The 22,460-nt window shown below is 65.5% G+C and carries 15 protein-coding genes and 2 pseudogenes; 14 read left to right on the forward strand and 3 right to left on the reverse strand.

Features of this window, described 5'->3' with window-relative positions; translation table 11 throughout:
- Positions 1 to 2: 2 nt before the first annotated feature.
- The 9 genes and pseudogenes from ACMGF8_RS21390 to ACMGF8_RS21430 all read left to right on the forward strand — a co-directional run bounded on the left by ACMGF8_RS21390 (position 3) and on the right by ACMGF8_RS21430 (position 8,926).
- Complete coding sequence (locus ACMGF8_RS21390; protein ID WP_416757054.1) at positions 3 to 302, forward strand: DUF2934 domain-containing protein; 300 nt, start codon at positions 3 to 5, stop codon at positions 300 to 302.
- Between the two features lie 115 nt (positions 303 to 417).
- The gene (gene glgX / locus ACMGF8_RS21395) at positions 418 to 2,577 is read left to right on the forward strand and encodes a glycogen debranching protein GlgX (RefSeq protein WP_102863448.1); all 2,160 of its coding nucleotides are present in this window, start codon (positions 418 to 420) and stop codon (positions 2,575 to 2,577) included.
- 1 nt (position 2,578) lies between these two features.
- Positions 2,579 to 3,592: an acyl-CoA dehydrogenase family protein gene (locus ACMGF8_RS21400; RefSeq protein ID WP_102863447.1), complete on the forward strand. Its 1,014-nt coding sequence runs from the start codon at positions 2,579 to 2,581 to the stop codon at positions 3,590 to 3,592.
- A complete protein-coding gene (locus ACMGF8_RS21405) occupies positions 3,589 to 4,347 on the forward strand; it encodes a PIG-L deacetylase family protein (protein ID WP_416757055.1) in 759 nt (252 codons plus the stop codon). The genes ACMGF8_RS21400 and ACMGF8_RS21405 overlap by 4 nt, the downstream gene beginning before the upstream one ends.
- Positions 4,344 to 4,942, forward strand: a pseudogene (locus ACMGF8_RS21410) (SAM-dependent methyltransferase). Before ACMGF8_RS21405 ends, ACMGF8_RS21410 begins: the two are co-directional and overlap by 4 nt.
- Positions 4,939 to 5,593 (forward strand): annotated as a pseudogene (locus tag ACMGF8_RS21415) (glycosyltransferase). Before ACMGF8_RS21410 ends, ACMGF8_RS21415 begins: the two co-directional pseudogenes overlap by 4 nt.
- Positions 5,594 to 5,884: 291 nt before the next feature.
- Complete coding sequence (locus tag ACMGF8_RS21420) at positions 5,885 to 6,643, forward strand: PIG-L deacetylase family protein (RefSeq protein WP_102863443.1); 759 nt, start codon at positions 5,885 to 5,887, stop codon at positions 6,641 to 6,643.
- An 84-nt stretch (positions 6,644 to 6,727) separates the two neighbouring features.
- Entirely contained in the window at positions 6,728 to 7,546 is an 819-nt protein-coding gene (locus ACMGF8_RS21425; RefSeq protein ID WP_416757056.1) for an endonuclease/exonuclease/phosphatase family protein, read from the forward strand.
- Between the two features lie 402 nt (positions 7,547 to 7,948).
- On the forward strand, positions 7,949 to 8,926 hold the full coding sequence (locus tag ACMGF8_RS21430) for an autotransporter domain-containing protein (RefSeq protein WP_416757057.1): 978 nt from the start codon (positions 7,949 to 7,951) through the stop codon (positions 8,924 to 8,926).
- A gap of 57 nt (positions 8,927 to 8,983) precedes the next feature.
- On the opposite strand, the gene glgB is transcribed toward ACMGF8_RS21430, so the two are convergent.
- From glgB to ACMGF8_RS21445, 3 genes are all read right to left on the reverse strand, one after another.
- Entirely contained in the window at positions 8,984 to 11,218 is a 2,235-nt protein-coding gene (gene glgB, locus ACMGF8_RS21435; RefSeq protein WP_305949783.1) for a 1,4-alpha-glucan branching protein GlgB, read from the reverse strand.
- A complete protein-coding gene (treS, locus tag ACMGF8_RS21440; RefSeq protein ID WP_416757058.1) occupies positions 11,215 to 14,565 on the reverse strand; it encodes a maltose alpha-D-glucosyltransferase in 3,351 nt (1,116 codons plus the stop codon). The genes glgB and treS overlap by 4 nt, the downstream gene beginning before the upstream one ends.
- A gap of 156 nt (positions 14,566 to 14,721) precedes the next feature.
- Positions 14,722 to 16,716 (reverse strand): alpha-1,4-glucan--maltose-1-phosphate maltosyltransferase, encoded by a 1,995-nt coding sequence (locus ACMGF8_RS21445; protein WP_250330584.1) that lies wholly within the window; start codon positions 16,714 to 16,716, stop codon positions 14,722 to 14,724.
- 204 nt (positions 16,717 to 16,920) lie between these two features.
- On the opposite strand from ACMGF8_RS21445, the gene ACMGF8_RS21450 reads away from it, so the two are divergent.
- From ACMGF8_RS21450 to ACMGF8_RS21470, 5 genes are all read left to right on the forward strand, one after another.
- Positions 16,921 to 17,100, forward strand: coding sequence for a hypothetical protein (locus ACMGF8_RS21450; RefSeq protein WP_102863437.1), 180 nt, complete (start codon positions 16,921 to 16,923; stop codon positions 17,098 to 17,100).
- Between the two features lie 172 nt (positions 17,101 to 17,272).
- A complete protein-coding gene (locus tag ACMGF8_RS21455) occupies positions 17,273 to 17,506 on the forward strand; it encodes a DUF3203 family protein (RefSeq protein ID WP_102863436.1) in 234 nt (77 codons plus the stop codon).
- Between the two features lie 208 nt (positions 17,507 to 17,714).
- The gene (ccoG, locus tag ACMGF8_RS21460) at positions 17,715 to 19,130 is read left to right on the forward strand and encodes a cytochrome c oxidase accessory protein CcoG (protein WP_102863435.1); all 1,416 of its coding nucleotides are present in this window, start codon (positions 17,715 to 17,717) and stop codon (positions 19,128 to 19,130) included.
- A gap of 155 nt (positions 19,131 to 19,285) precedes the next feature.
- Positions 19,286 to 20,695 carry a GntR family transcriptional regulator MpaR gene (mapR, locus tag ACMGF8_RS21465; protein WP_053151441.1) on the forward strand — a complete coding sequence of 470 codons (1,410 nt, stop codon included), beginning with the start codon at positions 19,286 to 19,288 and terminating at the stop codon, positions 20,693 to 20,695.
- Positions 20,696 to 21,392: 697 nt separating this feature from the next.
- The gene (locus ACMGF8_RS21470) at positions 21,393 to 22,448 is read left to right on the forward strand and encodes a hypothetical protein (protein ID WP_115580137.1); all 1,056 of its coding nucleotides are present in this window, start codon (positions 21,393 to 21,395) and stop codon (positions 22,446 to 22,448) included.
- Positions 22,449 to 22,460: the final 12 nt, after the last annotated feature.

A 22,460-nucleotide genomic window follows, 5' to 3' on the forward strand; every position in this document is an offset into this window, starting at 1 on the left:
CGATGAGTACCGACGACAAACGCACACGTGAATTCGCCTATCAGATCTGGGAGTCGGAAGGGAAACCGGAGGGCCACGAAGCCCGACACTGGGAAATGGCCCGCAAGCTCGCCGAGGCCGAGGCCCTGGCCCCGAGCCAGCCGCCCAAGGGGGCCAAGAACAAATCTGCCGCCGCCAGTGCGCCCAGCAAGAGCGCCAGCAAACCCAAGGCCAAGTCGGCCGCCGCGGTGGTAGTGCCGCCAGGAGAGAAGCCTGCGGCGCCGAAGAAACCCCGGGCACCGCGCAAGCCGCCAGCCCACTGACGACACTCCCGCCTCTCTATCGCCCTGAACCGGTGGCGCGCCCGCACGCCACCCTGGATGGCTTCGCCCTGAAAAACCCACGGCCGGCCCCCTGATCCTTTTTGCAGGAGCAACCATGAGCAGATCCAAGCAGACTCCGCCGACTCCCGAGAACGAACCCTCGCGCATCCGTGAAGGCCTGCCCTTCCCTCTGGGCGCCACCTGGGATGGCCTGGGCGTCAACTTCGCGCTGTTCTCGGCCAATGCCACCAAGGTCGAACTGTGCCTGTTCGACGCCGCCGGCGACGTGGAGCTCGAACGTATCGAACTGCCCGAGTACACCGACGAAATCTTCCACGGCTACCTGCCCGACGCTCACCCCGGGCTGATCTACGGCTACCGGGTGCACGGCCCCTATGAGCCGGCCAACGGCCACCGTTTCAACCCCAACAAACTGTTGATCGACCCCTATGCCAAGCAGCTGGTGGGCCAATTGAAATGGTCCGAGGCGCTGTTCGGCTACACCATCGGCCATCCTGACGCCGACCTCAGCTTTGACGAACGGGACAGCGCGCCCTTCGTGCCCAAGTGCAAAGTCATCGACCCGGCCCACACCTGGGGCCACGACCATCGGGTCAGCGTGCCCTGGGACAAGACCATCCTCTACGAGACCCACGTGCGCGGCTTCACCATGACCCATCCCGCAGTGCCGGAACACCTGCGGGGGACCTTTGCCGGGCTGATGGTGGACGACGTGCTGGAGCACATCCGCAAGCTTGGCGTCTCGTCGGTGGAGCTGCTGCCGATCCATGCCTTCGTCAACGACCAGCACCTGCTGCACAAGGGCATGACCAACTACTGGGGCTACAACAGCATCGCCTTCTTCGCCCCCGACCCGCGCTACCTGGCCAGCGGCAAGATCGCCGAATTCAAGGAAATGGTCGCGCACCTGCACGAGGCCGGACTGGAGGTGCTGCTGGACGTGGTCTACAACCACACCGCCGAAGGCAACGAACAAGGCCCGACCCTGTCCATGCGCGGCATCGACAACGCCTCCTACTACCGCCTGATGCCCGACGACAAGCGCTTCTACATCAACGATTCCGGCACCGGCAACACCCTGGACCTGAGCCATCCCTGCGTGCTGCAGATGGTCACCGACTCCCTGCGCTACTGGGCCACGGAAATGCACGTGGACGGTTTCCGCTTCGACCTGGCGACCATCCTCGGCCGCTACCACGATGGTTTCGACGAGCGCCACAGCTTCCTCGTGGCCTGCCGCCAGGACCCGGTGCTGCGCCAGGTGAAGCTGATCGCCGAACCCTGGGACTGCGGCCCCGGCGGCTACCAGGTGGGGCGCTTTCCGCCGGGCTGGGTGGAATGGAACGACCGTTTCCGCGACACCGTGCGGGCCTTCTGGAAAGGCGACGACGGCCAGTTGGCGGACTTCGCCGGGCGCATGACCGCCTCCGGCGAGATGTTCAACCAGCGCGGCCGGCGGCCCTATGCGTCGGTCAATTTCGTCACCGCCCACGACGGCTTCACCCTGCGCGACCTGGTGTCCTACAACGACAAGCACAACCAGGCCAACGACGAGAACAACCAGGACGGCAGCGACAACAACCTGTCCTGGAACCATGGCGTCGAAGGCCCCACCGACGACCCCGAGATCAACGCCCTGCGCCTGCGCCAGATGCGCAACTTCTTCGCCACCCTGCTGCTGGCCCAGGGCACGCCGATGCTGGTGGCCGGCGACGAATTCGCCCGCACCCAGCACGGCAACAACAACGCCTACTGCCAGGACAGCGAGATCGGCTGGATCAACTGGGAGCTGGATGCCGACGGCAAGGCGCTGCTCAAGTTCGTCAAGCGCCTGATCAAGCTGCGCCTGAGCTACCCGATCCTGCGCCGCGGGCGCTTCCTGGTGGGCAGCTACAACGAGGACCTCGGGGTCAAGGACGTCACCTGGCTGGCCCCGGACGGCAACGAGATGAGCACCGAACAATGGCAAGACCCCCACGGCCGTTGCCTGGGCATGCTGCTGGACGGCCGCGCCCAGGAAACCGGCATCCGCCGCCCCGGGGCCGACGCCACGGTGCTGCTGGTGGTCAATGCCCATCACGACATCGTCAATTTCCGCCTGCCCGAGGTGCCGGCCGGCGAGTTCTGGAGCTGCATGCTCGACACCAACCAGCCGGCGGTGCGCGGCCAGGAGCGCTTCGCCTTCGGCCACAGCTACTCGGTGACCGGGCGTTCACTGCTGCTGTTCGAGTTGCAGCATGAGGAAGAAGACTGAAATGGACCTGCAAGCCTTCCTGCGCCATTACCCCGACCTGGGGCACGCCGATGCCCCGGCGCTGGGCCTGTGCCTGGAGGCTCTGGTGGCCGCCGGCCTGGATCGCCTGCCGCGGCCGGCGGGCGGTGCCACCCTGCAGCGTTGGCAGGCCCTGGCCCGGGTCGCCGGACATGACCTGGGCCTGTGCAAGCTCTACGAGGGACACACCGATGCCCTGGCGATCATGCAAGAGCTGGACTGCGTCGTCGCCCCCGGCACCACCTGGGGCACCTGGGCTGCCGAACCGCCCCGGTCCCGGGTTCAGGCCGACGCCGACGGCCCGCACTGCCGCTTGCGCGGGACCAAGGCCTGGTGCTCGGGAGCCGCGGTGCTCAGCCATGCCCTGCTCACCGCCTGGGACAGCGCGGGGCGCCAGCGTCTGGTGGCGGTGGCCTTGGACCAGCCCGGGGTGCAGGTCGAGCGCGGCGGCTGGCAGGCGGTGGGCATGGCCAATACCGACAGCCGGCAGGTGCGGTTCGACCAGGCACGGGGCCATTGGGTCGGCGGGCCGGACGACTACCTGCAGCGCCCGGGTTTCTGGCAGGGCGCCATGGGCATCGCCGCCTGCTGGCTGGGCGCGGCCCAGGCCATCGCCCTGCCGCTGCGCGAACACTGCGCCAAGCGCGACGAGCCCCACGCCCAGGCGCATCTGGGGGCGGTGGACAGCGCCCTGCATCAGGCCGCCTGCGTCCTGCGCCACAGTGCCCGGCAGCTGGACCAGGCCCCCGACGCCGATTGCCAACTGCTGGCCCGGCGCACCCGGGCCGTGACCGAAGCCAGCGTCGACAGCCTGCTGCGGCATGTCGGTCGGGCCCTGGGCGCGGGCCCCTACTGCCTGGACCGGCACTTCGCCCGGCTGCTGGCCGACCTGCCGGTATTTATCCGCCAGAGCCATGCCGAACGCGACCTGGCCCAGCTCGGCCAACAGTTGGCCGGCGAAGCCGCTGCGGCGGACCGGGGAGGATGGTGCCTGTGAAAGCCAATCCGATTGTCGGCCGCGGCACTTCACTGAAGGCCTGGCAGGCCTCCTCGCACCTGCGGACGATGGCCTGCGTGGATATCCAGACCCTGGTTGCGCCCGGTTCGCGGGCGGTGATCGTGGCCCCGCACCCGGACGACGAAATCCTCGGCTGCGGCGGCCTTCTGCAATTGCTGGCGGCCGCGGGACGGGAACTGTTGCTGATTTCGGTCACCGATGGCAGCGCCAGCCATCCCGGCTCACCGCGCTGGCCCATCGAGCGCCTGAGCCTGGTGCGGCCCCAGGAGTCCGCCGAAGGCCTGCGCCGCCTGGACCTGCCACTGGCGCGGATCACATGGCTGCGCGGCGGCTTCCAGGACAGCCGCGTGGCCCGGGACGAAGCGCCCCTGGCGCGCTACATCCAGGCGTGCCTGCGGCCGGACGATGTGCTGTTCAGCACCTGGTGCGAGGACGGCCACTGCGACCACGAGGCCGTGGGCCGGGCCAGCGCCCTGGCCGCACGGGCCGCGGGCGCGCGCCTCAGGGAGTTGCCCATCTGGGGCTGGCACTGGGCCGATCCCGAGGGCCGCCAGTTGCCCTGGGAGCGCGCCCGCAAGGTGCTGCTCAGCCCCGCCCAGGTGGCACGCAAGCGTCACGCCATCCACGCCTTCACCAGCCAGCTGGAGGGCGACCCGGACATTGGCCTGGCACCGGTGCTGGCGCCACACATCATCGAGCGTCTGCTGCAACCCTTCGAGGTGGTATTCCTATGAGCGTCGACAGTCACTATTTCGAAGGGCTGTTCGCCCGGGACCAGGATCCCTGGGCCTTTCGCCGACGCTGGTACGAACAGCGCAAGCGCGCCATCACCCTGGCCAGCCTGCCGCGGCGCCATTACCGGAGCATTTTCGAACCCGGATGCGCCAACGGCGAACTCAGCGCCGAACTGGCGACCCGCTGCGACAGCCTGCTGTGCTGCGACACCGCACAGACTGCGGTCGGCCTGGCCCGGCAACGCCTGCGCTCGATGCCCCAGGCCCGGGTGGAATGCCGCGCCTGCCCGAGGACTGGCCCGACGGCCCCTTCGAGCTGATTGTCATCAGCGAGCTTGGCTACTACCTGGACCCCGGCGATCTGGCGCGCCTGGTGACTCGGGCCCTGGGCTCCCTGGCCGCCGACGGTCAGTTGCTGGCCTGTCATTGGCGTCCGCCCATCGCCGGCTGTCCCCTGGAGGGCGGGCAAGTGCATGCAATGCTCCACCGGCAGTTGCAGCTGCCACGCCTGCTGGAACATCAGGACGCGGATTTTCTCCTCGACCTCTGGGGTCGCGACGCGGATTCGGTCGCGACCCTGGAGGGCCTGCGATGATTGGTGTGGTGATTCCCGCCCATAACGAAGAACAACTGCTGGCCGACTGCCTGCAATGCGCCCTGACAGCCGCCAGCCACCCCGACCTGAAGGAGGACGTGCTGATCCTGGTGGTGCTCGACAGCTGTTCCGACCGCTCCCTGAGCATCGCCCGCCAGTACGCCGTGCAGCACCTGCAATTGCAGGTGCGCAATGTCGGACGGGCGCCGCGCCGCCGGCGCGCAATGGCTGCTGCAGGCCGGGGCTCGCTGGCTGTCGTGCACCGACGCCGACAGCCGGGTGCCCGCGGACTGGCTGGTGGCCCAGCTGGCCCAGGGCACCGACGCCGTCTGCGGCACGGTCACCGTCGACTGCTGGAGCGAAGGCTTCGCGCCCCAGGCCCAAGCCCGCTACCACGATGCCTACCAGAGCGCCGATGAGCATCGGCATGTCCATGGCGCCAACCTGGGCATCAGCGCCGCGGCCTATGTTCGCGCCGGCGGTTTCGAAGCACTGGCGTGTCACGAGGACGTGCAACTGGTGCGACAGCTGCAGCGCAGCGGCGCCAGCATCGCCTGGAGCCGGCACCCGCAGGTGATTACCAGCGGGCGCCTGGACAGCCGGGCCCGGGGCGGCTTTGGCGATTACCTGCAAAGCCTGGTCGAACCTTGAAGGGCGAGGAAGTTGCGCACGACTTTCGTCTTGTGGCCTCCCCCGGGGAGCAATTGCCGTCTACCCTGTGACAGGGTTCGTAATGCTCGAACAAAGCTTGGGCCGCCCCTACGTGGACGGTTCCAGGCTGTGTATGATGAGCCCCGCATCGCGGCGCCCCAAAGGGATGGAGCGCCGGTACTTCACGCTGAGGCGGATGCCAGAATCAGCGTACGTGCAAACCCAGGGTCGCCACTGAACGGATGTTCAGGCCTCATTGCCGTGACCCGGAAAACAGGGATGTGACACCTCATGAAAGCCATAACCGCAATAGACAACAGCTGGCCCAGCCAGATCTGGAACGGCGCCCGCCACCTGGCCGACGTTCCCCCCATCAACCTCGGCAATCTGGTTCCCCCCGGCTCTCGGGCCGTGATCATTGCCCCTCACCCCGGTGATGAAGTGGTAGCCAGCGGCGGCCTGCTGCAAGTGCTGGCCCACCATGGCCACCCCCTGCAACTGATCTCCATCAGCGACGGCAGCGCCAGTCACCCAGGCTCCGAGCTGTGGCCCAAGCGCCGCCTCAGCGTGTTCCGGCCCCAGGAAAGCGCCGAGGCCCTGCGCCGCCTGGGGCTGCCCCTGCACAGCCTGAAGTGGATTCGTGGTGGCTTTGCCGACAGTGCCCTGAGCGAGCGCGAACAGCAATTGGCGCCATTCATCAGCCGTTACCTGCGTGACAGCGATGTGGTGTTCAGCACCTGGCGCGGCGACGGCAACCTCGATCACGAAGCCGTGGGCCGGGCCGCGGCCAAGGCGGCCGGCCAGGTGGGCGCACGCTTCTACGAGATTCCGATCTGGGCCTGGCACTGGTCCTCGCGCGAGGAGCACCAGATTCCCTGGCAGCGGGCACGCAAGCTGCGCCTGGACACCTGGACCGTGGCCCGCAAGCGCCACGCGGCCCACGCCTACGCCAGCCAGCTGCAGGGCGAACCGGAAATCGGCCTGGAACCGTCGCTGTCGCCGATTCTGCTGGAGCGCCTGCGCCTGCCCTACGAAATCATCCTGATGTAGGCCGGGCCCGGGCGGAAAATAACCTGAACGCGAGTGCCGGCCATCAGTCCCATGAGAAACCGTCACTGATTCACAGGAGTGAGCGTGAGCAGCGAGTCCACCCGCCAGCCCCAGCCGGAAAGCATCCAGCGTCTGCAGATCCTGACCGTCAACACCCACAAGGGTTTCACCGCCCTCAACCGACGCTTCATTCTCCCGGAGCTGCGCGAAGCGGTACGCAGCACCCAGGCCGACTTGGTGTTTCTCCAGGAAGTGCTGGGCGAGCATGAACGCCATGCGTCGCGCCTGGACAACTGGCCGCAGCAGTCGCAGTACGAGTTTCTCGCCGACAGCATGTGGAGCGATTACGCCTACGGCCGCAATGCGGTGTACCCCGACGGTCATCACGGCAACGCCCTGTTGTCCAAGTACCCGATCCGCCAGTACCGCAATCTGGATGTCTCCATCACCGGCCCTGAGCGCCGCGGCTTGCTGCACTGCGTCCTGGATGTACCCGGATATGCCGAGGTCCACGCCATCTGCGTGCACCTCAGCCTGTTGGAAAGCCACCGGCAACTGCAGCTGGCACTGCTCTGCCAACTGCTCGAATCCCTGCCCGAGGAAGCTCCGGTGATCATTGCCGGCGACTTCAACGACTGGCAGATGCACGGCAATGTCGCCCTGGGCCGGCGCGACGACCTGCACGAAGCCTTCGAACGCCATCACGGCCGCCCGGCCAAGACCTACCCCGCGCGCTGGCCCTTGCTGCGCCTGGACCGGGTCTACCTGCGCAATGCCAGCAGCCACCGGCCACAGATCCTCGGCAACAAGCCCTGGACCCACCTCTCCGATCACCTGCCCCTGGCGGTCGAGGTGCAACTGCCGCCCGTGGCCGCACCGCGAGCATCGAGCGATGAACGCTAAAACCGCGATCGTCCCGGCTCACGGATTGCGGGGCGGTGCCGCCCAGTGGCAGCAGGTCTGGTCGACCTGCTGAACCCTGGCGACGAGCAGATCCACGCGCTGGAGTCGCCCCTGATCCCCCCGCCCGCCGCACATCCCTGGCATTCGGACAAAGTGCCATTTTTCAGTGATTTGGCCACCCAAAAATAACCCTTCCGTTTGTCAGTCATTTTCTTGACGAGCCCCCTGCTCTCTCCTTAGCTACCAATGACCACCCCTGGAAAAAGTAACCGGGAAAAGGCCGAAAACACCTGCTGCAGAGCGGGTCGGCGGACTTTACCCGATTGAATCCGGCTGCCTCTCGAACGGGGGTGGGAGAGGCGCCCCAACGAGATAAAGCATGCATTTGCAAGGTAGACCTCCATGAATACCTCACTCACCTCAAGCCCTCTGCCATTCGCCTTGTGCAGCCTGTACACATCCTTGCTGTTGTGCTCCATGGAGGTCGCGGCGTCCCCGGGGGAGGACACCGACAACACCGGGTACCCCCCAACCCTGAGCAGCCTGCCGATCAGCGCCTCACCCCTGGGCAGCCCGCGCCCGAGCGACTTCGCGGTTCTGGACCGGCCCGGACTGCCGACGCACCTTGAAGTCGGCTACCTGGCGCTGCCCGGCGCTGGCGGCGAACCGCGCAAAGGCCCCCTGCTCTACAGCATCCAGAACAACGGCACCACCCAACAGATCGGCCTGCTGAGTACCCCCAACACCTACACCCTCACCCAAGGCGGCGCCCCGAGCACCGTCAACGACCCCCGCAATGCCGGGCTCAGCGTCCAGGGACAAGGCCTGGGCGCCTTCTGGCGCCTGCAGGGTGCCGAGGGCTGGCACCTGGACATGTCCGCCAGCGGCGGCCGGGTCAGCGGTTTCAGTCGCAATGAGCAGGGCCGGGGCATGACCACCGACGGCAACGCCATGACCTTTTCCGTGCAGGGCGGCGTGGCCATAGGCCTGAGCGACAACTGGGTGATCGAACCCCAGGCCCAGGTGATCAACCAACGCATTCGCCTGGACGGTGGCAATAGCAGTAACGACCTCAACGCCTGGAGCGGCCGGGTCGGCGCGCGCCTGCAAGGGCGCTATGACGTCCATGGCCTGCCCCTGGAACCCTATGTGCGCACCAACCTCTGGCATACGGTCTACAGCGGCGAGACCCTGAGCCTGGACCAGGTGGACAAGATCAGCAGCAGCCGCAAATCCTCCACCGTAGAGGTTGGCCTGGGTCTGGTGGCCAGGGTCACCCCCGCCGTGAGCCTGTACGTCAGTGCCGACTACAGCAGCGATGTGGATGACAACGACCTCAACGGCCTGATCGGCAGCCTGGGCGTGCGCATGCGTTGGTGATGCGCCCAGGAAGGTGCCGGTAATGGCCTGATGTTGACCATTACCGGCCACCCGCGGCTAAAGGCTGTCGGGGCGCAGGATCAACACCGCCAGGGGCGGCAGGTTGAGCACCAGGGACAGGGCCTGGCCATGGCTGCCCTGTTCTTCACTGAAGGCTTCGCCGCCATTGCCATAGTTGGAACCGGCATAGAGTTGCGAATCGCTGTTGAGCAGCTCGCTCCAGCGTCCCGCCATTGGCACGCCGACGCGGTAGGCCTGGCGCGGTACCGGGGTGAAGTTGGCCACCACCAGCAAGGGCTCGCCGGTTTTGCTCCAGCGCAACCAGGCATAGACGCTGTTGATCGCATCGTCGCCGATCAGCCACTGGAAACCCTGGGGCACGTCGTCCTGGTCATGCAACGCCGGGTACTGGCGATACAGCCGGTTGAGGTCGCCCACCAATTGCTGCACGCCCCGGTGCTCCGGGTACTGCAGCAGGTACCAATCCAGTTGCTGGTCGTGGTTCCACTCACGCCACTGGCCGAACTCGCAGCCCATGAACAGCAGTTTCTTGCCCGGATGGGCCCACATGAAGCTCAGGTACGCCCGCAGGTTGGCGAACTTCTGCCAACGATCGCCCGGCATCTTGTCGATCAGCGAATGCTTGCCGTGCACCACCTCATCATGGGAGATCGGCAGGATGAAACGCTCGGACCAGGCGTACACCAGGCCGAAGCTCAGTTCGTTGTGGTGATGGGCGCGGTACACCGGGTCCTGCTGGATGTAATGCAGGGAGTCGTGCATCCAGCCCATGTTCCATTTGTAGGCAAAGCCCAGGCCGCCCTGGTCGGTGCGCTGGCTGACCCCGGGCCAGGCGGTGGACTCCTCGGCGATCACCAGGGCGCCCGGCGCTTCCAGGGCCACCACATCGTTGAGGTGGCGCAGAAAGTCGATGGCTTCCAGGTTCTCGCGGCCGCCGTGGCGGTTCGGCACCCATTCACCGGCCTTGCGCGAATAGTCGCGATAGAGCATCGAGGCCACCGCATCCACCCGTAGACCGTCGACATGGAAATGCTTGAGCCAGTGCAGCGCCGAGGCCAGCATGAAACCGTGCACTTCTGTGCGCCCGAGGTTGTAGATCAGGGTGTCCCAGTCCTGGTGAAAGCCTTCCAGGGGGTTGCCGTACTCATAGAGCGCAGTGCCGTCGAACTGGGCCAAGCCATGGGTATCGGTGGGAAAGTGCGCCGGCACCCAGTCGAGGATCACGCCGATATCCGCCTGGTGGCAGGCGTCGACAAAAGCGGCGAAATCCTGGGGCGAGCCATAGCGGGCACTGGGGGCGAACTGTGACAGCGGTTGATACCCCCAGGAGCCGCCGAAGGGGTGTTCCATGATCGGCATCAGCTCGATATGGGTGAAGCCCAGGTCCTTGACGTAGGGGATCAGGCGTTCGGCCAGCTCGGCCCAGCGGTACTGGCGGGCCACCTCCCCCAGGTCATCCACTTCGCACTGCCAGGAGCCGGCGTGCAACTCGTAGATGGACAAGGGCGCATCGGTTCGCTGATGTTCGCCCCTGGCCTGCATCCATGCCTGGTCCTGCCAGTGGAATTGCAAGGGCTCGGCGACCCTGGACGCGGTGTCCGGCGGCAACTGGGTGGCCAGGGCCATGGGGTCGGCCTTGAGCGGCAGGATGCCCTGGGGCCCGAGAATCTCGTACTTGTAGGCCTCTCCAGGTTGCAGGCGCGGAACGAACAGTTCCCAGACCCCGGAGGGATGCCGCAGGCGCATGGGGTGGCGCCGCCCGTCCCAGATATTGAAGTCCCCCACCACCGAGACCCGCCGGGCGTTGGGCGCCCAGACCGCAAAGCGCACGCCCTGGACGCCGTCCACGGTGGTCGGTTGCGCCCCCAGGCAGGAGCCGAGGTCACGATGATTGCCTTCGGCGAACAGATACAGATCCATCTCCCCCAGCAACGGGCCGAAGCTGTAGGGGTCTTCACTGACCTGCTCGCCACCGGCCCACTGCACCCGCAGCAGATAGGGCCGGCTCTGGCTGAAATGCCCGGCAAACAGCCCGGGCACTTCGGCGGCGTGGAGGCTGCCGAGCACTTGCTGCTGCTCCCGGTCCAGCACCTGCACGCTCAGGGCGCCGGGCAGATAGGCCCGGATGAATTGCCCGCCGGCACCGTCTCCGTGGGGCCCGAGCACAGCGAACGGATCAGGATGCTCGGCCCGCACCAGGGCATCGATGACCTCGGCTGACGGGAGCAATGCCGGTTGGTTCTTTCCCTGTTCCTTGTTCGAGACACTCATGACTGCTCTCCATCACGCTCAAGATCGGAAAAGGGTTCCAGTTCACGCAACAGCCCCACCAGGCCGTGCAAGGGCACAGGCAGCCAGGTGGGCCGGTTTTCCGCTTCATAGACCAGCTCATAGGCGGCCTTCTCCAGACTGAACAGGGCCAGTGCGGCATCCGCAGCCGCCGGGTCCTGCCACTCATGGGCAAGACTAGCCGTCGCCAGCCGATACGCCTGGACAAAGGCTTGCCGCGCCTCCTGCAGATAACGACGGACCACCCGTTGCCGGGCCTGCTCGGCCATCTGCGCGCCCTCCACCGCTGGCGTCTCCAGGGCCATGGCGGCAGCGTAGTCGAAGGAGCGCAACACCCCGCTGACATCCTTGTATGGGCTGTGCTTGCCCCGACGCTCTGCCAGAGGCCGCGCCGGCTCACCCTCGAAGTCGATCAGGTAGGCATCGCCCTTGACCACCAGCACCTGCCCCAGATGCAGGTCACCATGCACCCGGATCCGCAGCCCACCCACCAACTGCCTGGCCAGTTGCTGGATGTGACCGAGGATTTTCGTCTTGTGCTGCAACAATCGGCTCACCCGTTTCTGGTCGCCGGGACTCAGCTCGCCCTGACGCTGCTGGAGCAACTGCAACCCCCGTTCCACTTGTGCCGCCACCTGACGATTCCAGGCCTGAGTGTCCTTGAGGGTGCTCACTTGCGGTGCAAAGTCCGGGGGGCTGTCGGGGGCCGCCAGCAACAGGTGCATTTCTCCCAGACGCTGCCCCAGCAGGCCGGCGAAATCCTCAAGCTCCCCCAGGGCGTTGTAGTGTTGTTCCTGCTCGGACATGGCCTGCGCCCACTCATCGCGGATGGCCCGCTCCAGGTTGTTCTGGGTCCATTCCCAGGCATCCCCCTGATTGCTCAGGTAGCCCTGGGCGATCATCAGCAGATGATCCTCGCCCTGCTCATCGCGGCGCACCACCGAGCCCAGCAAGGGCGAGATATGGCGGAATCCGGCGGCAGTGAGGAAGGCGCCCATTTCCAGTTCCGGGTGAATGCCTGCTTCCACCCTGCGAATCAGCTTGAGCACCAGACTGCCCCCCACCACCACCGAGCTGTTGGACTGTTGCGCCGAGAGGTAGCGCACCTCGGAGTCAGCGCTGAGCCCCGACTCGGCCAGTAACCCGGTACCGTCGAAGCGGATCTGCCCGGCAGCGCTGTCCAGCCGGGTCTGCGCCTGCAGGGCCAGCAGCACGTTGCGCACGAAACTGTCCAGGGCGAAAGCATCGGTGATCAGCCCGACCTGGCGTCCGCGCCGCACCCGGGCCATGGCCAGTTGCTGAGGCAAGGCGCTGCCGAGCGGCTCTTCCCCGAGCAGGCCGAAGGGCAGTTGATAGCGCTGGCGCTGCCCATCGCTGGTGACCTCGATCTCGCTGAGCAGCACGGGATGCTGGGGATCGCCAAAACCTACACCGTAGGCGATCTGTGCCTGCTCGATGGCGCTGTCCTTGCCAGCGAACCAGCGGCGCTTGGGCAGCCAGTGGGGCAAGACGCTGTGCTCCAGCGTGGTGCGCGATGGCGCTTCAAGCAATTCTTCGAGGCGTTTTTTCAGCACCAGGGTGGTGAAGTCCGGCAGGCTCTGGGCCGGTTCCACATGCCAGCTGGGCATCTGGTTTTCTGCCGCCAGAACGAACCAGTAGAAACCGTAAGGCGCCAGGGTCAGGAGGAAATGCATCTGGCCGATAGGGGGAAAGGCATTTCCGCCGAGCATCTCCACCGGCACCATGCCGGCGAAGGCCGACAGGTCCAGTTCCGCCGCCTGGGCACTGCGCGAGACGTTGGCCACGCAGAGGATGATTTCCTGCTTGCCGTCAGGCCCCGTGTATTCCCGGGTATAGGCCAGAATCCGCCGGTTGCTCGGCGACAGCATCTTCAGCGTGCCCCGGCCAAAGGCCTTGGACTGCTTGCGCACCGCCAGCATGCGCCGGGTCCAGTTGAGCAACGAGTGGGGATCGCCGGACTGGGTCTCGACGTTGACCGACTGGTAGCCATACAGCGGGTCCATGATCGGCGGCAGCACCAGGCTCGCCGGGTCGGCGCGGGAAAAGCCGCCATTGCGGTCGATGGACCACTGCATCGGCGTGCGCACGCCGTCGCGGTCCCCCAGGTAGATGTTGTCGCCCATGCCGATCTCGTCGCCGTAATACAGGGTCGGGGTGCCGGGCATCGACAGCAGCAGGCTGTTGAGCAGTTCGATGCGCCGCCGGTCGCGCTCCATCAGCGGTGCCAGGCGCCGGCGAATCCCCAGGTTGATCCGCGCCCGGCGGTCGGCGGCGTAGTAGTTCCACAGGTAGTCGCGCTCCTTGTCGGTGACCATTTCCAGGGTCAGCTCATCGTGGTTGCGCAGAAAGATCGCCCACTGGCAGTGGGCCGGAATCTCCGGGGTCTGGCGCAGGATATCGGTAATGGGGAAGCGGTCTTCCTGGGCCAGGGCCATGTACATGCGCGGCATGAGTGGAAAGTGGAACGCCATGTGGCATTCGTCGCCGTCGTCGCCATTGGTTGATTGGCCAAAGTACAGCTGGGTGTCCTCCGGCCACTGGTTGGCCTCGGCCAGGAGCATGCGGTCCGGGTAGTGGGCGTCGATCTCGGCGCGGATCTGCTTGAGCACCTCGTGGGTCTCGGGCAGGTTCTCGTTGTGGGTGCCATCGCGCTCGATCAGGTAGGGAATGGCGTCCAGGCGCAGGCCGTCGATGCCCATGTCCAGCCAGTAGCGCATCACCGAGAGCACCGCCTTCATCACCTGGGGATTGTCGAAATTGAGGTCCGGCTGGTGGGAATAGAAGCGGTGCCAGAAGTACTGCCCGGCCACCGGGTCCCAGGTCCAGTTGGACGTTTCGGTATCCAGGAAGATGATCCGCGTGCCGGCGTATTTCTGCTCGTCGTCGGACCACACATAGAAATTGCGCGCCGCCGAGCCCGGTTTGGCCTTGCGCGCCCGCTGGAACCAGGGGTGCTGGTCCGAGGTGTGATTGATCACCAGCTCGGTGATCACCCGCAGCTCGCGCTTGTGGGCCTCGGCGATAAAGCGCCGGACGTCGGCCAGGGTGCCGTAGTCGGGGCTGACCCCGCGGTACTCGGCGATGTCGTAGCCGTCATCACGGCGTGGCGAGGGGTAGAACGGCAATAGCCAGAGGGTGTTGACCCCCAGTTCCTTGATGTAGTCGAGCTTGGCGATCAACCCGGGAAAGTCGCCGATCCCGTCGTTATTGGAATCGAAATAGGACTTCACATGCACCTGGTAGATCACCGCGTCCTTGTACCAGAGCGGGTCCTTGATAAAGGTCGCTGAGCGGGGTTTCTTGGCCATGTCGGTCTCCTGAAAAAATGAATTCGCAGCCGCCACACAGCACGCCCTTGGTTGGGGTTGGCTGGCCAGCGAAGGCGTCGCCCGGCCTGCACAAGGCTCGCGGGCCGATTCGCCGGCAAGCCGGCGCCTATGAGGAAAAACGCGGCAAGCCGCCGTCTACGTGGGGGTGATGCGCCAGATGCCGAAGGGCTGCGCCGGTTCCAGGCGCATGAATTGGGTCTTGCCGTACCAGGTCCAGCGATGGCCGTTCATCAGGTCCTCCCCCTGGGTGGCGGCATCGTCGGCCAGCCCCAGCTCCCACAGCGGCAGTTCGAAATGGGCCTCCTGGGCATTGAAGGGATCGAGGCTGACCGCCACCAGGACGAAGTTGTCGCCCTCGGCGTTGCGCTTGCCGAAGTACAGGATCTGATCGTTCCAGGCGTTGTACAGCTTGAGCCCCAGGTGACTGTGCAGCGCCGGGTTCTGCCGGCGGATGCGGTTGAGCTGGGCGATCTCGGCAATGATGTTGCCGGCGGCGTTGAAATCCCGGGGCCGGATCTCGTACTTCTCCGAATCCAGGTACTCCTCCTTGCCCGGCACCGGAGCCGATTCACACAGCTCAAACCCGGAGTACATGCCCCACAGTCCCGAGCCCATGCTGGCCAGCACCGCGCGGATCAGAAACCCCGGGCGCCCCGAGTCATGCAGAAACGCCGGATTGATGTCCGGGGTGTTGACGAAGAAGTTCGGCCGGAAGCACTCGCGCCACGGCGACTGATTGAGCTCGCTGAAGTAGCTGGCCAGCTCGCTCTTGGTGTTGCGCCAGGTGAAGTAGGTGTAGCTCTGGGTGTAACCGACCTTGCCCAGGCGCGCCATCATCGCCGGGGTGGTAAAGGCCTCGGCGAGGAAGATCACCTCCGGGTACTGGCGGCGCACGTCGCCGATCAGCCATTGCCAGAACGGCAGCGGCTTGGTGTGGGGGTTGTCCACGCGAAAGGTCTTGACCCCCTCCTCGACCCAGCCGATGACGAGGTCCCGCAGCTCCAGCCACAGGCTGGGTATGGCATCAGCGGCATAGAAGTCGAGGTTGACGATGTCCTGATACTTCTTCGGTGGGTTCTCAGCGTACTTGATGGTGCCGTCCGGGCGCCAGTTGAACCAGCCCGGGTGCTGCTTGAGCCAGGGATGGTCCTGGGAACACTGGATGGCGAAATCCAGGGCGATCTCCAGGCCGTGGTCGGCAGCGGCGGCGACCAGACGACGGAAGTCATCCAGGCTGCCCAACTGCGGATGGATCGCCTCGTGGCCGCCCTCCTCGCTGCCAATCGCGTAGGGACTGCCGGGGTCGTCCGGGGCCGCCGTCAACGCGTTGTTGCGCCCCTTGCGGTGGCTGCGGCCAATGGGATGGATGGGCGGGAAATACAGCACGTCGAAGCCCATGTCATGGATCATCGACAGTCGCGAGTGGACGTCGTTGAACGTGCCATGGCGAGACGGATGCTCGGTGATCGAGCGGGGAAACAGCTCGTACCAACTGGCGAACTGCGCCTGTACCCGCTCCACATCCAGGGGGTATTCGGGGCTCAGGCTCAGGTAGGGCCGGTGGTCGGCCTCGGCCATCAGCCGGGCACTGGAATCCTTGAGAAACAGGGCGACCTGCTCGGTCTCCAGCAAGCCGGCAAGCTCTTGTTGCAGCGCCAGCAACCGCTCGCGCAACGGCCCTTCGCTACGCTCGGCGGCTTGCTGCACCGAAGCCCGCCCCTCTTGCAACTCCAGGCTCACCGGCACCCCGGCCCGGTGTTTTTTCTCCAGTTCGTAACAGAAGCTGGCGAACTGATCGATCCAGGCTTCGATACAAAAACGATAGCGGCCCACGGTGGGCACGGGAAAGCGCCCCAGCCAGCCATCGTTGCCCTGGTCCTCAAGGGCCTGGCTGCTCCAGGCGTCCTGCTGCTCCTCGCGCCAGCGCACCCGCACGGCCAGTTTGTCGTGGCCGTCGGCGAACACCTTGCACGTCACCTCGACCTGTTGGCCGGCCACCGCCTTGACCGCGAACTGCCCGCCGTCGAGGACCGGGCGGGTGTTCTCGATGGCAATGCGCGGCAGCAACAAGGCCTGAGACAAGGGCAACTGCGCCTGGTATTGCTGTTCAGTCGGTTTTTCTGCAGTCATTGAGCATCACCCCTTTAACGCGCCATGGACGCTCTGGTCGCAGGGCGCCCAGCGCCCCGATGAATCAATGCACCTTGTTTCCGAGCCACCGGCATCGGCGAAAGTTCACCGCGATCGCTGGCCAAATCGACGGGAATCAATTCCCTGCTCCCAGGGTCCACCCAGAGAGCCCGTGCATCGACAAGCACAAAGGAGGCCACAGCGATGAATATCCCGATCCCGGCAGAAACTCCCGATCCGAACATCGACCAACCGACCCTGCCCCCCAGCGAGCCGCAACCGGTTCCCGAGCAGGAACCACCAGAGACCACCCCACCGCCCAAGGGCGATCCTCCCAATACCATGCCGCCGGTGGTGGTCACGCATGGAGCGTCGACCCGCTGACACCACAGCAGCCAGCTTGCCGGCCAAAACGCCCGCCCTCTTGACGGACCTGTTCGCCGGCAGCCGGCTCCTGCACCCGCCGGCCTGCAACGACCACCGTTGATCGCCGCGACCGAACCCTGGCCAGGCCCTGCAGCCCAATCTGTACGCCCATTGCCAAGAGGTACGCATCATGAGCCTGCGCATCGAAAACCAGACCTGCTACATCGACACCGACACCCTCCACCAACGCCTTCCCGCCAGCGCCCTGACCGTCATCACCGACGCTGCCAAATCCATGTCGGCGGTGGAGCTGGCGGGAGAACGCCTCTACATCACCGAAGCAGAAGCCGATGCTTTGACCGTAGCAGGCGCCACCGACGGTCGGCGCCATCTGAAGGCCACCGACGGTGATTCGGTGATTTGACTGATCTGGATCAGGGCTCGCCGCGAAGGCCTGTGCCAGAGGCCCCTGCGGCCTTCCCTGGTGGCTCTTGAGGGGGTGCAGCAAGTTGTCGCAGGGGCACCGTAAAGGCTCATCTGATACGGTTTTTTATCAAATACCTGAGTCTGTTATGCAAACAGATCCGTGGTCATAGTTGCGCGGCCTGATGGAGGCTGATGAGCGAACGACCATGAGCGAAAGAATCCCCGTCCGATTAGTAGAGACCTTCGAACCTTCACCCCCTAAACAGATGAAGTCGAAGACCACCGACAAACACGTTTACACCCGCAGCTTCACCGGTTTGTTCCGTACCCTGCGCATGACCGGCGCAGGTTTCCTGTTCCTGCTGTTCTTCGGCACGGTCTGGTTGAACTGGGGCGGCCGCCAGGCGGTGCTCTGGGACCTGGCCGAAAGCAAGTTCCACATCTTCGGCGCGACCTTCTGGCCTCAGGACTTCATCCTCCTCTCGGCGCTGCTGATCATCTGCGCCTTCGGCCTGTTCGCCATCACGGTGTTCGCCGGCCGGGTCTGGTGCGGCTACACCTGCCCGCAAAGTTCGTGGACCTGGCTGTTCATGTGGTGCGAGAAGGTCACTGAAGGTGAACGCAACCAGCGCATCAAGCTGCAAGCTGCACCCTGGGGCCTGAACAAGCTGGCCCGCCGGGCCATGAAGCACACCTTGTGGCTGGGCATCAGCCTGCTCACCGGCCTGACCTTCGTTGGCTACTTCACCCCGATCCGCCCTCTGGCCCAGGAACTGCTGACCCTGCAGATCGGTGGCCTGAGTCTGTTCTGGGTGCTGTTCTTCGCCGCGGCCACCTACATCAACGCCGGCTGGCTGCGCGAGGCGGTGTGCATGCACATGTGCCCTTATGCGCGCTTCCAGAGCGTGATGTTCGACAAGGACACCCTGACCATCTCCTACAACCCGGTACGCGGTGAAAGCCGCGGCCCGCGCAAGCGTGACGTCAAGCCCGCCGACGTCGGCCTGGGCGACTGCATCGACTGCCAGGTGTGCGTGCAGGTCTGCCCTACCGGCATCGACATTCGCGACGGCCTGCAGATGGAATGCATCGGCTGCGCCGCCTGCATCGACGCCTGCGACTCGATCATGGACAAGATGGGCTACGCCCGGGGCCTGATCGCCTACACCTCGGAACACCAACTGCAAGGGGGCAAGACTCACCTGCTGCGGCCGCGCCTGGTGGGCTACAGCGCGGTGCTGCTGGTGATGATCGGCGCCCTGGCCCTGGCCCTGGTGCAACGGCCGATGGTGTCCCTGGACGTGAGCAAGGACCGTGGCCTGTTCCGCGAAAACGCCCTGGGGCAGATCGAGAACATCTACAGCCTGAAGATCATCAACAAGACCCAGGAGCGCCAGAACTACCGCCTGGCCCTGGTGGATGGCGACGGCTTCGAACTGCAGGGCAAGACCGAACTGAGCCTGGCCCCGGGCGAAATCACCGACCTGCCGGTCTCGGTGGCGATGACCCAGGACCGCCCACAAAGCAGCTCCCAGGCCATCAGCTTCAAGGTCGCCGACAGCGATGAGCCAAGCGTTTACGCCATCGCCAAAAGCCGTTTTGTTGCGCCGATGAACCGCTGAGCCTCTAGAATGCCGTGGCCAGGGAGCCTGCTGCCGTCCCTCGGCCACGGGAACCCTGTACTCGACGCCGCCATGGGCCCCACCCTGGCCGTCGAGCCTTCCCTTGCGAATCTGAACACCTAGACCCGATGACCAGACTGGATCTTGCACCGCAGATGAAACGCTACGAAAAATTCGCCGACGACATCGCCGAACTGATCCGCTCCGGGGTACTGGGCCCTGGCCAGCGCGTGCCTTCGGTGCGCTACGCCAGCCAGACCTACGGGGTCAGCCCGTCAACGGTGTTCCAGGCCTATTACCTGCTGGAGCGTCGCGGCCTGATCCGTGCCCGCCCGCGCTCCGGCTACTTCGTCAATGCTCACGCACCGAGCCCGTTCTCCGAGCCGGTGATCAGCAGCGAAGTCAACGAATCCACCGAAGTCGATGTCAGCGAACTGGTGTTCTCGGTGCTCGACTCGATCAAGGACCCGAGCACCGTGCCCTTCGGCTCGGCTTTCCCCAGCCCGACCCTGTTCCCCTTGCAACGCCTGTCCCGCTCCCTGGCCAGCGCCAGCCGCGAGATGGACCCGCGGGTGGTGGTCACCGACATGTCCCCGGGCAACCCGCAACTGCGCCGCCAGATCGCCCTGCGCTACATGGTGGCCGGGCTGATGCTGCCCATGGAGGAACTGCTGATCACCAACGGCGCCCTGGAGGCCCTGAACCTGTGCCTGCAGGCCGTGACCGAGCCCGGCGACCTGGTGGCCATCGAGGCCCCGGCCTTCTATGCCAGCCTGCAAGTGCTGGAACGGCTCAAGCTCAAGGCGGTGGAAATACCCGTGCACCCGCGAGACGGCATCGACCTTGGGGTCCTGGCCCAGACCCTGGAGCGGCACCCGATCAAGGCCTGCTGGTGCATGACCAACTTCCAGAACCCCATGGGCGCGAGCATGCCCGAGGCCAAGAAGCAGGAATTGGTGGAACTGCTGCGCCAGCATCAAGTGCCACTGATCGAAGACGACGTCTACGCCGAGCTGTACTACGGCCAGCAAGCGCCAAAACCGGCCAAGGCCTTCGACACCGAAGGCCTGGTGATGCACTGCGGCTCCTTCGCCAAGAGCCTGGCCCCCGGCTACCGCATCGGCTGGGTGGCCGCCGGGCGTTACGCGCAGAAAATCGAACGGCTGAAACTCATGACCTCGCTGTGCGCCTCGATGCCGGCCCAGGCAGCGATTGCCGACTACCTGCAGCACGGCGGCTACGACCGCCACCTGCGCAAACTGCGCTACGCCCTGGAAGAACAGCAGAGCGCCATGCTGGCGGCGATCGCCCGCTACTTCCCGGCGCAGACCCGGGTCAGCCAGCCGGCGGGCGGCTACTTCCTGTGGCTGGAACTGCCACCGCAGATGGACTCGTTGAAACTGTTCCAGATGGCCCTGGCCCAGGGCATCAGCATCGCCCCCGGGCCGATCTTTTCCCCGACCCAGCGCTTTCGCAACTGCATCCGCCTGAACTACGGCAGCCCCTGGAACGAAGCGGCGGAACAGGCCATGGAAACCCTGGGGCGGATCATCCGCTCCTTTTGAGTGGTGCAGGCGCACGGGGAGTCGGGCGATGGGGTGTATCAGGTGCATCGGGGTGGCAGGTTTAGCGCCTGCTGCGTCGGCCGTTCGCAGCCTGCGGCAGCGGCTACAGGGTCCTATGTTGTTCTGTAGCCGCTGCTGAGCCACGGCGAAGCTGCGAAAAGGTCCGCAGGACCTTGCCTGACGATCGCCGCCGATCTTGGGCAGCCTCAAGATCCCCGCGTCTCCTACGGAGCCGTTCGCAGCCTGCGGCAGCGGCTACAGGGTCCTATGTTGTTCTGTAGCCGCTGCTGAGCCACGGCGAAGCTGCGCAAAGGTCCGCAGGACCTTGCCTGACGATCGCCCGCCGATCTTGGGCAGCCTCAAGATCCCTGCGTCTCCTGCGGAGCCGTTCGCAGCCTGCGGCAGCGGCTACAGGGTCCTATGTTGTTCTGTAGCCGCTGCTGAGCCTGCGAAGCTGCGAAAAGGTCCGCAGGACCTTCGGCCCTGCCAAGCGCAACGTCGCCCTGTAAAGGACAAATGAAACCAGGCCGGTAGGCCGCCGTCTTGCTTAGGCTTTTGATCTGCCTGCCCCTTTAGACACGATGGTCGTTTGTCTGGGTCGGCATTCCAGCCCCTGTAAAGAACCAAAACTCCCTTGCCCCACCCCCTCGTTTCCTTCAGCATCCGCACTCCAATTTTCCAGGGAAAGGAACACGTCATGGTCGAAGACCTGTATTACGACGACTACCCAGAGGCCAAGGCCGAACTGCTCAAGGCCATCGAACGCGGCCGCCTGCCCCTGCTGACCCAGGAACTCAACGCCTACGACTGCATCCAGGCGATCTTCGAACTGGACGCCATCAACAACCCCAAGGACGAGGAAGACGCCTTCTTCGACCTGGCCCTGGCCCTGATCGGCTGGATCCCCGGCCCGGGACAAGGCCTGAAGATCCTCCTGCGCCTGATCAACCGCGCGCCCCAGCGCCACGCCGAAAAGCTCTTCGACATGATCCGCTACGCCCTGATGGCCTGCCGCCTGAAAACCAGCCCCGAACAGCTGCTGGAAAAGTGCCTGGACCCAATGCGCCTGGCCGAAGAACTGCCCGAGATCATCCGCGGCGTGAGCGCCTCCAGCACCTTCAACGGCCTGACGCCCCAGCAGCAGCGCCTGGTGCTGCACAACCTCAACGAAGCCTGCGAACACACCGAATTCCTCATGGCCTCGGTGCAAGAGCGCATCGCCCCGTGGATCGCCGAGCAGCGCAACAACTCGGCCGCCGCCCACAGCCGCGGCCCGGCCCTGGTGCCCAAGCCGCAGTCTTCCCTGGAGCCGCGCGCAACCACCCTCACCCCCGCGCCGCAGCCGGCAAGCCAGGACGCCGCGAGCCTTGCCCAGGATATCAACCAGGGCCTGGAACACCTCACCGGCGAAGGTCACTGGCTGGAGCTGAACCTGCACTACCCCAACCTGGAACCGGTGTCCGGCGCCGCTTACCGAGCGGTGTTCAGTGACGGCTCGCAAGCCGAGGGCAGCCTCGACGAAGAGGGTTTTGCCCGCCTGGAAGGCATCCCTGAGGGCCCGGTGAAGATCTACTACGGCGAAGACCCGCGCCCCTACCTGCGCCAGCCGATCAAGGCCCTGGCGGCCGATGCGCAGCAACTGGAAGAAGAGCTGGAAGAGCTCGACCTGGAGCCCGCCGAAGTCGACCTGGCGACCCTGCTGCTGGAAACCTCGCAGCGCAAGGCGCCCTTCACCCTGATTCCCGTGTACTGAGACAAGGCACCG

Origin of the sequence: Pseudomonas sp. BNK-7, from assembly GCF_048072025.1 — a bacterium.
Taxonomy (GTDB): Bacteria; Pseudomonadota; Gammaproteobacteria; order Pseudomonadales; family Pseudomonadaceae; genus Aquipseudomonas; species Aquipseudomonas danubii.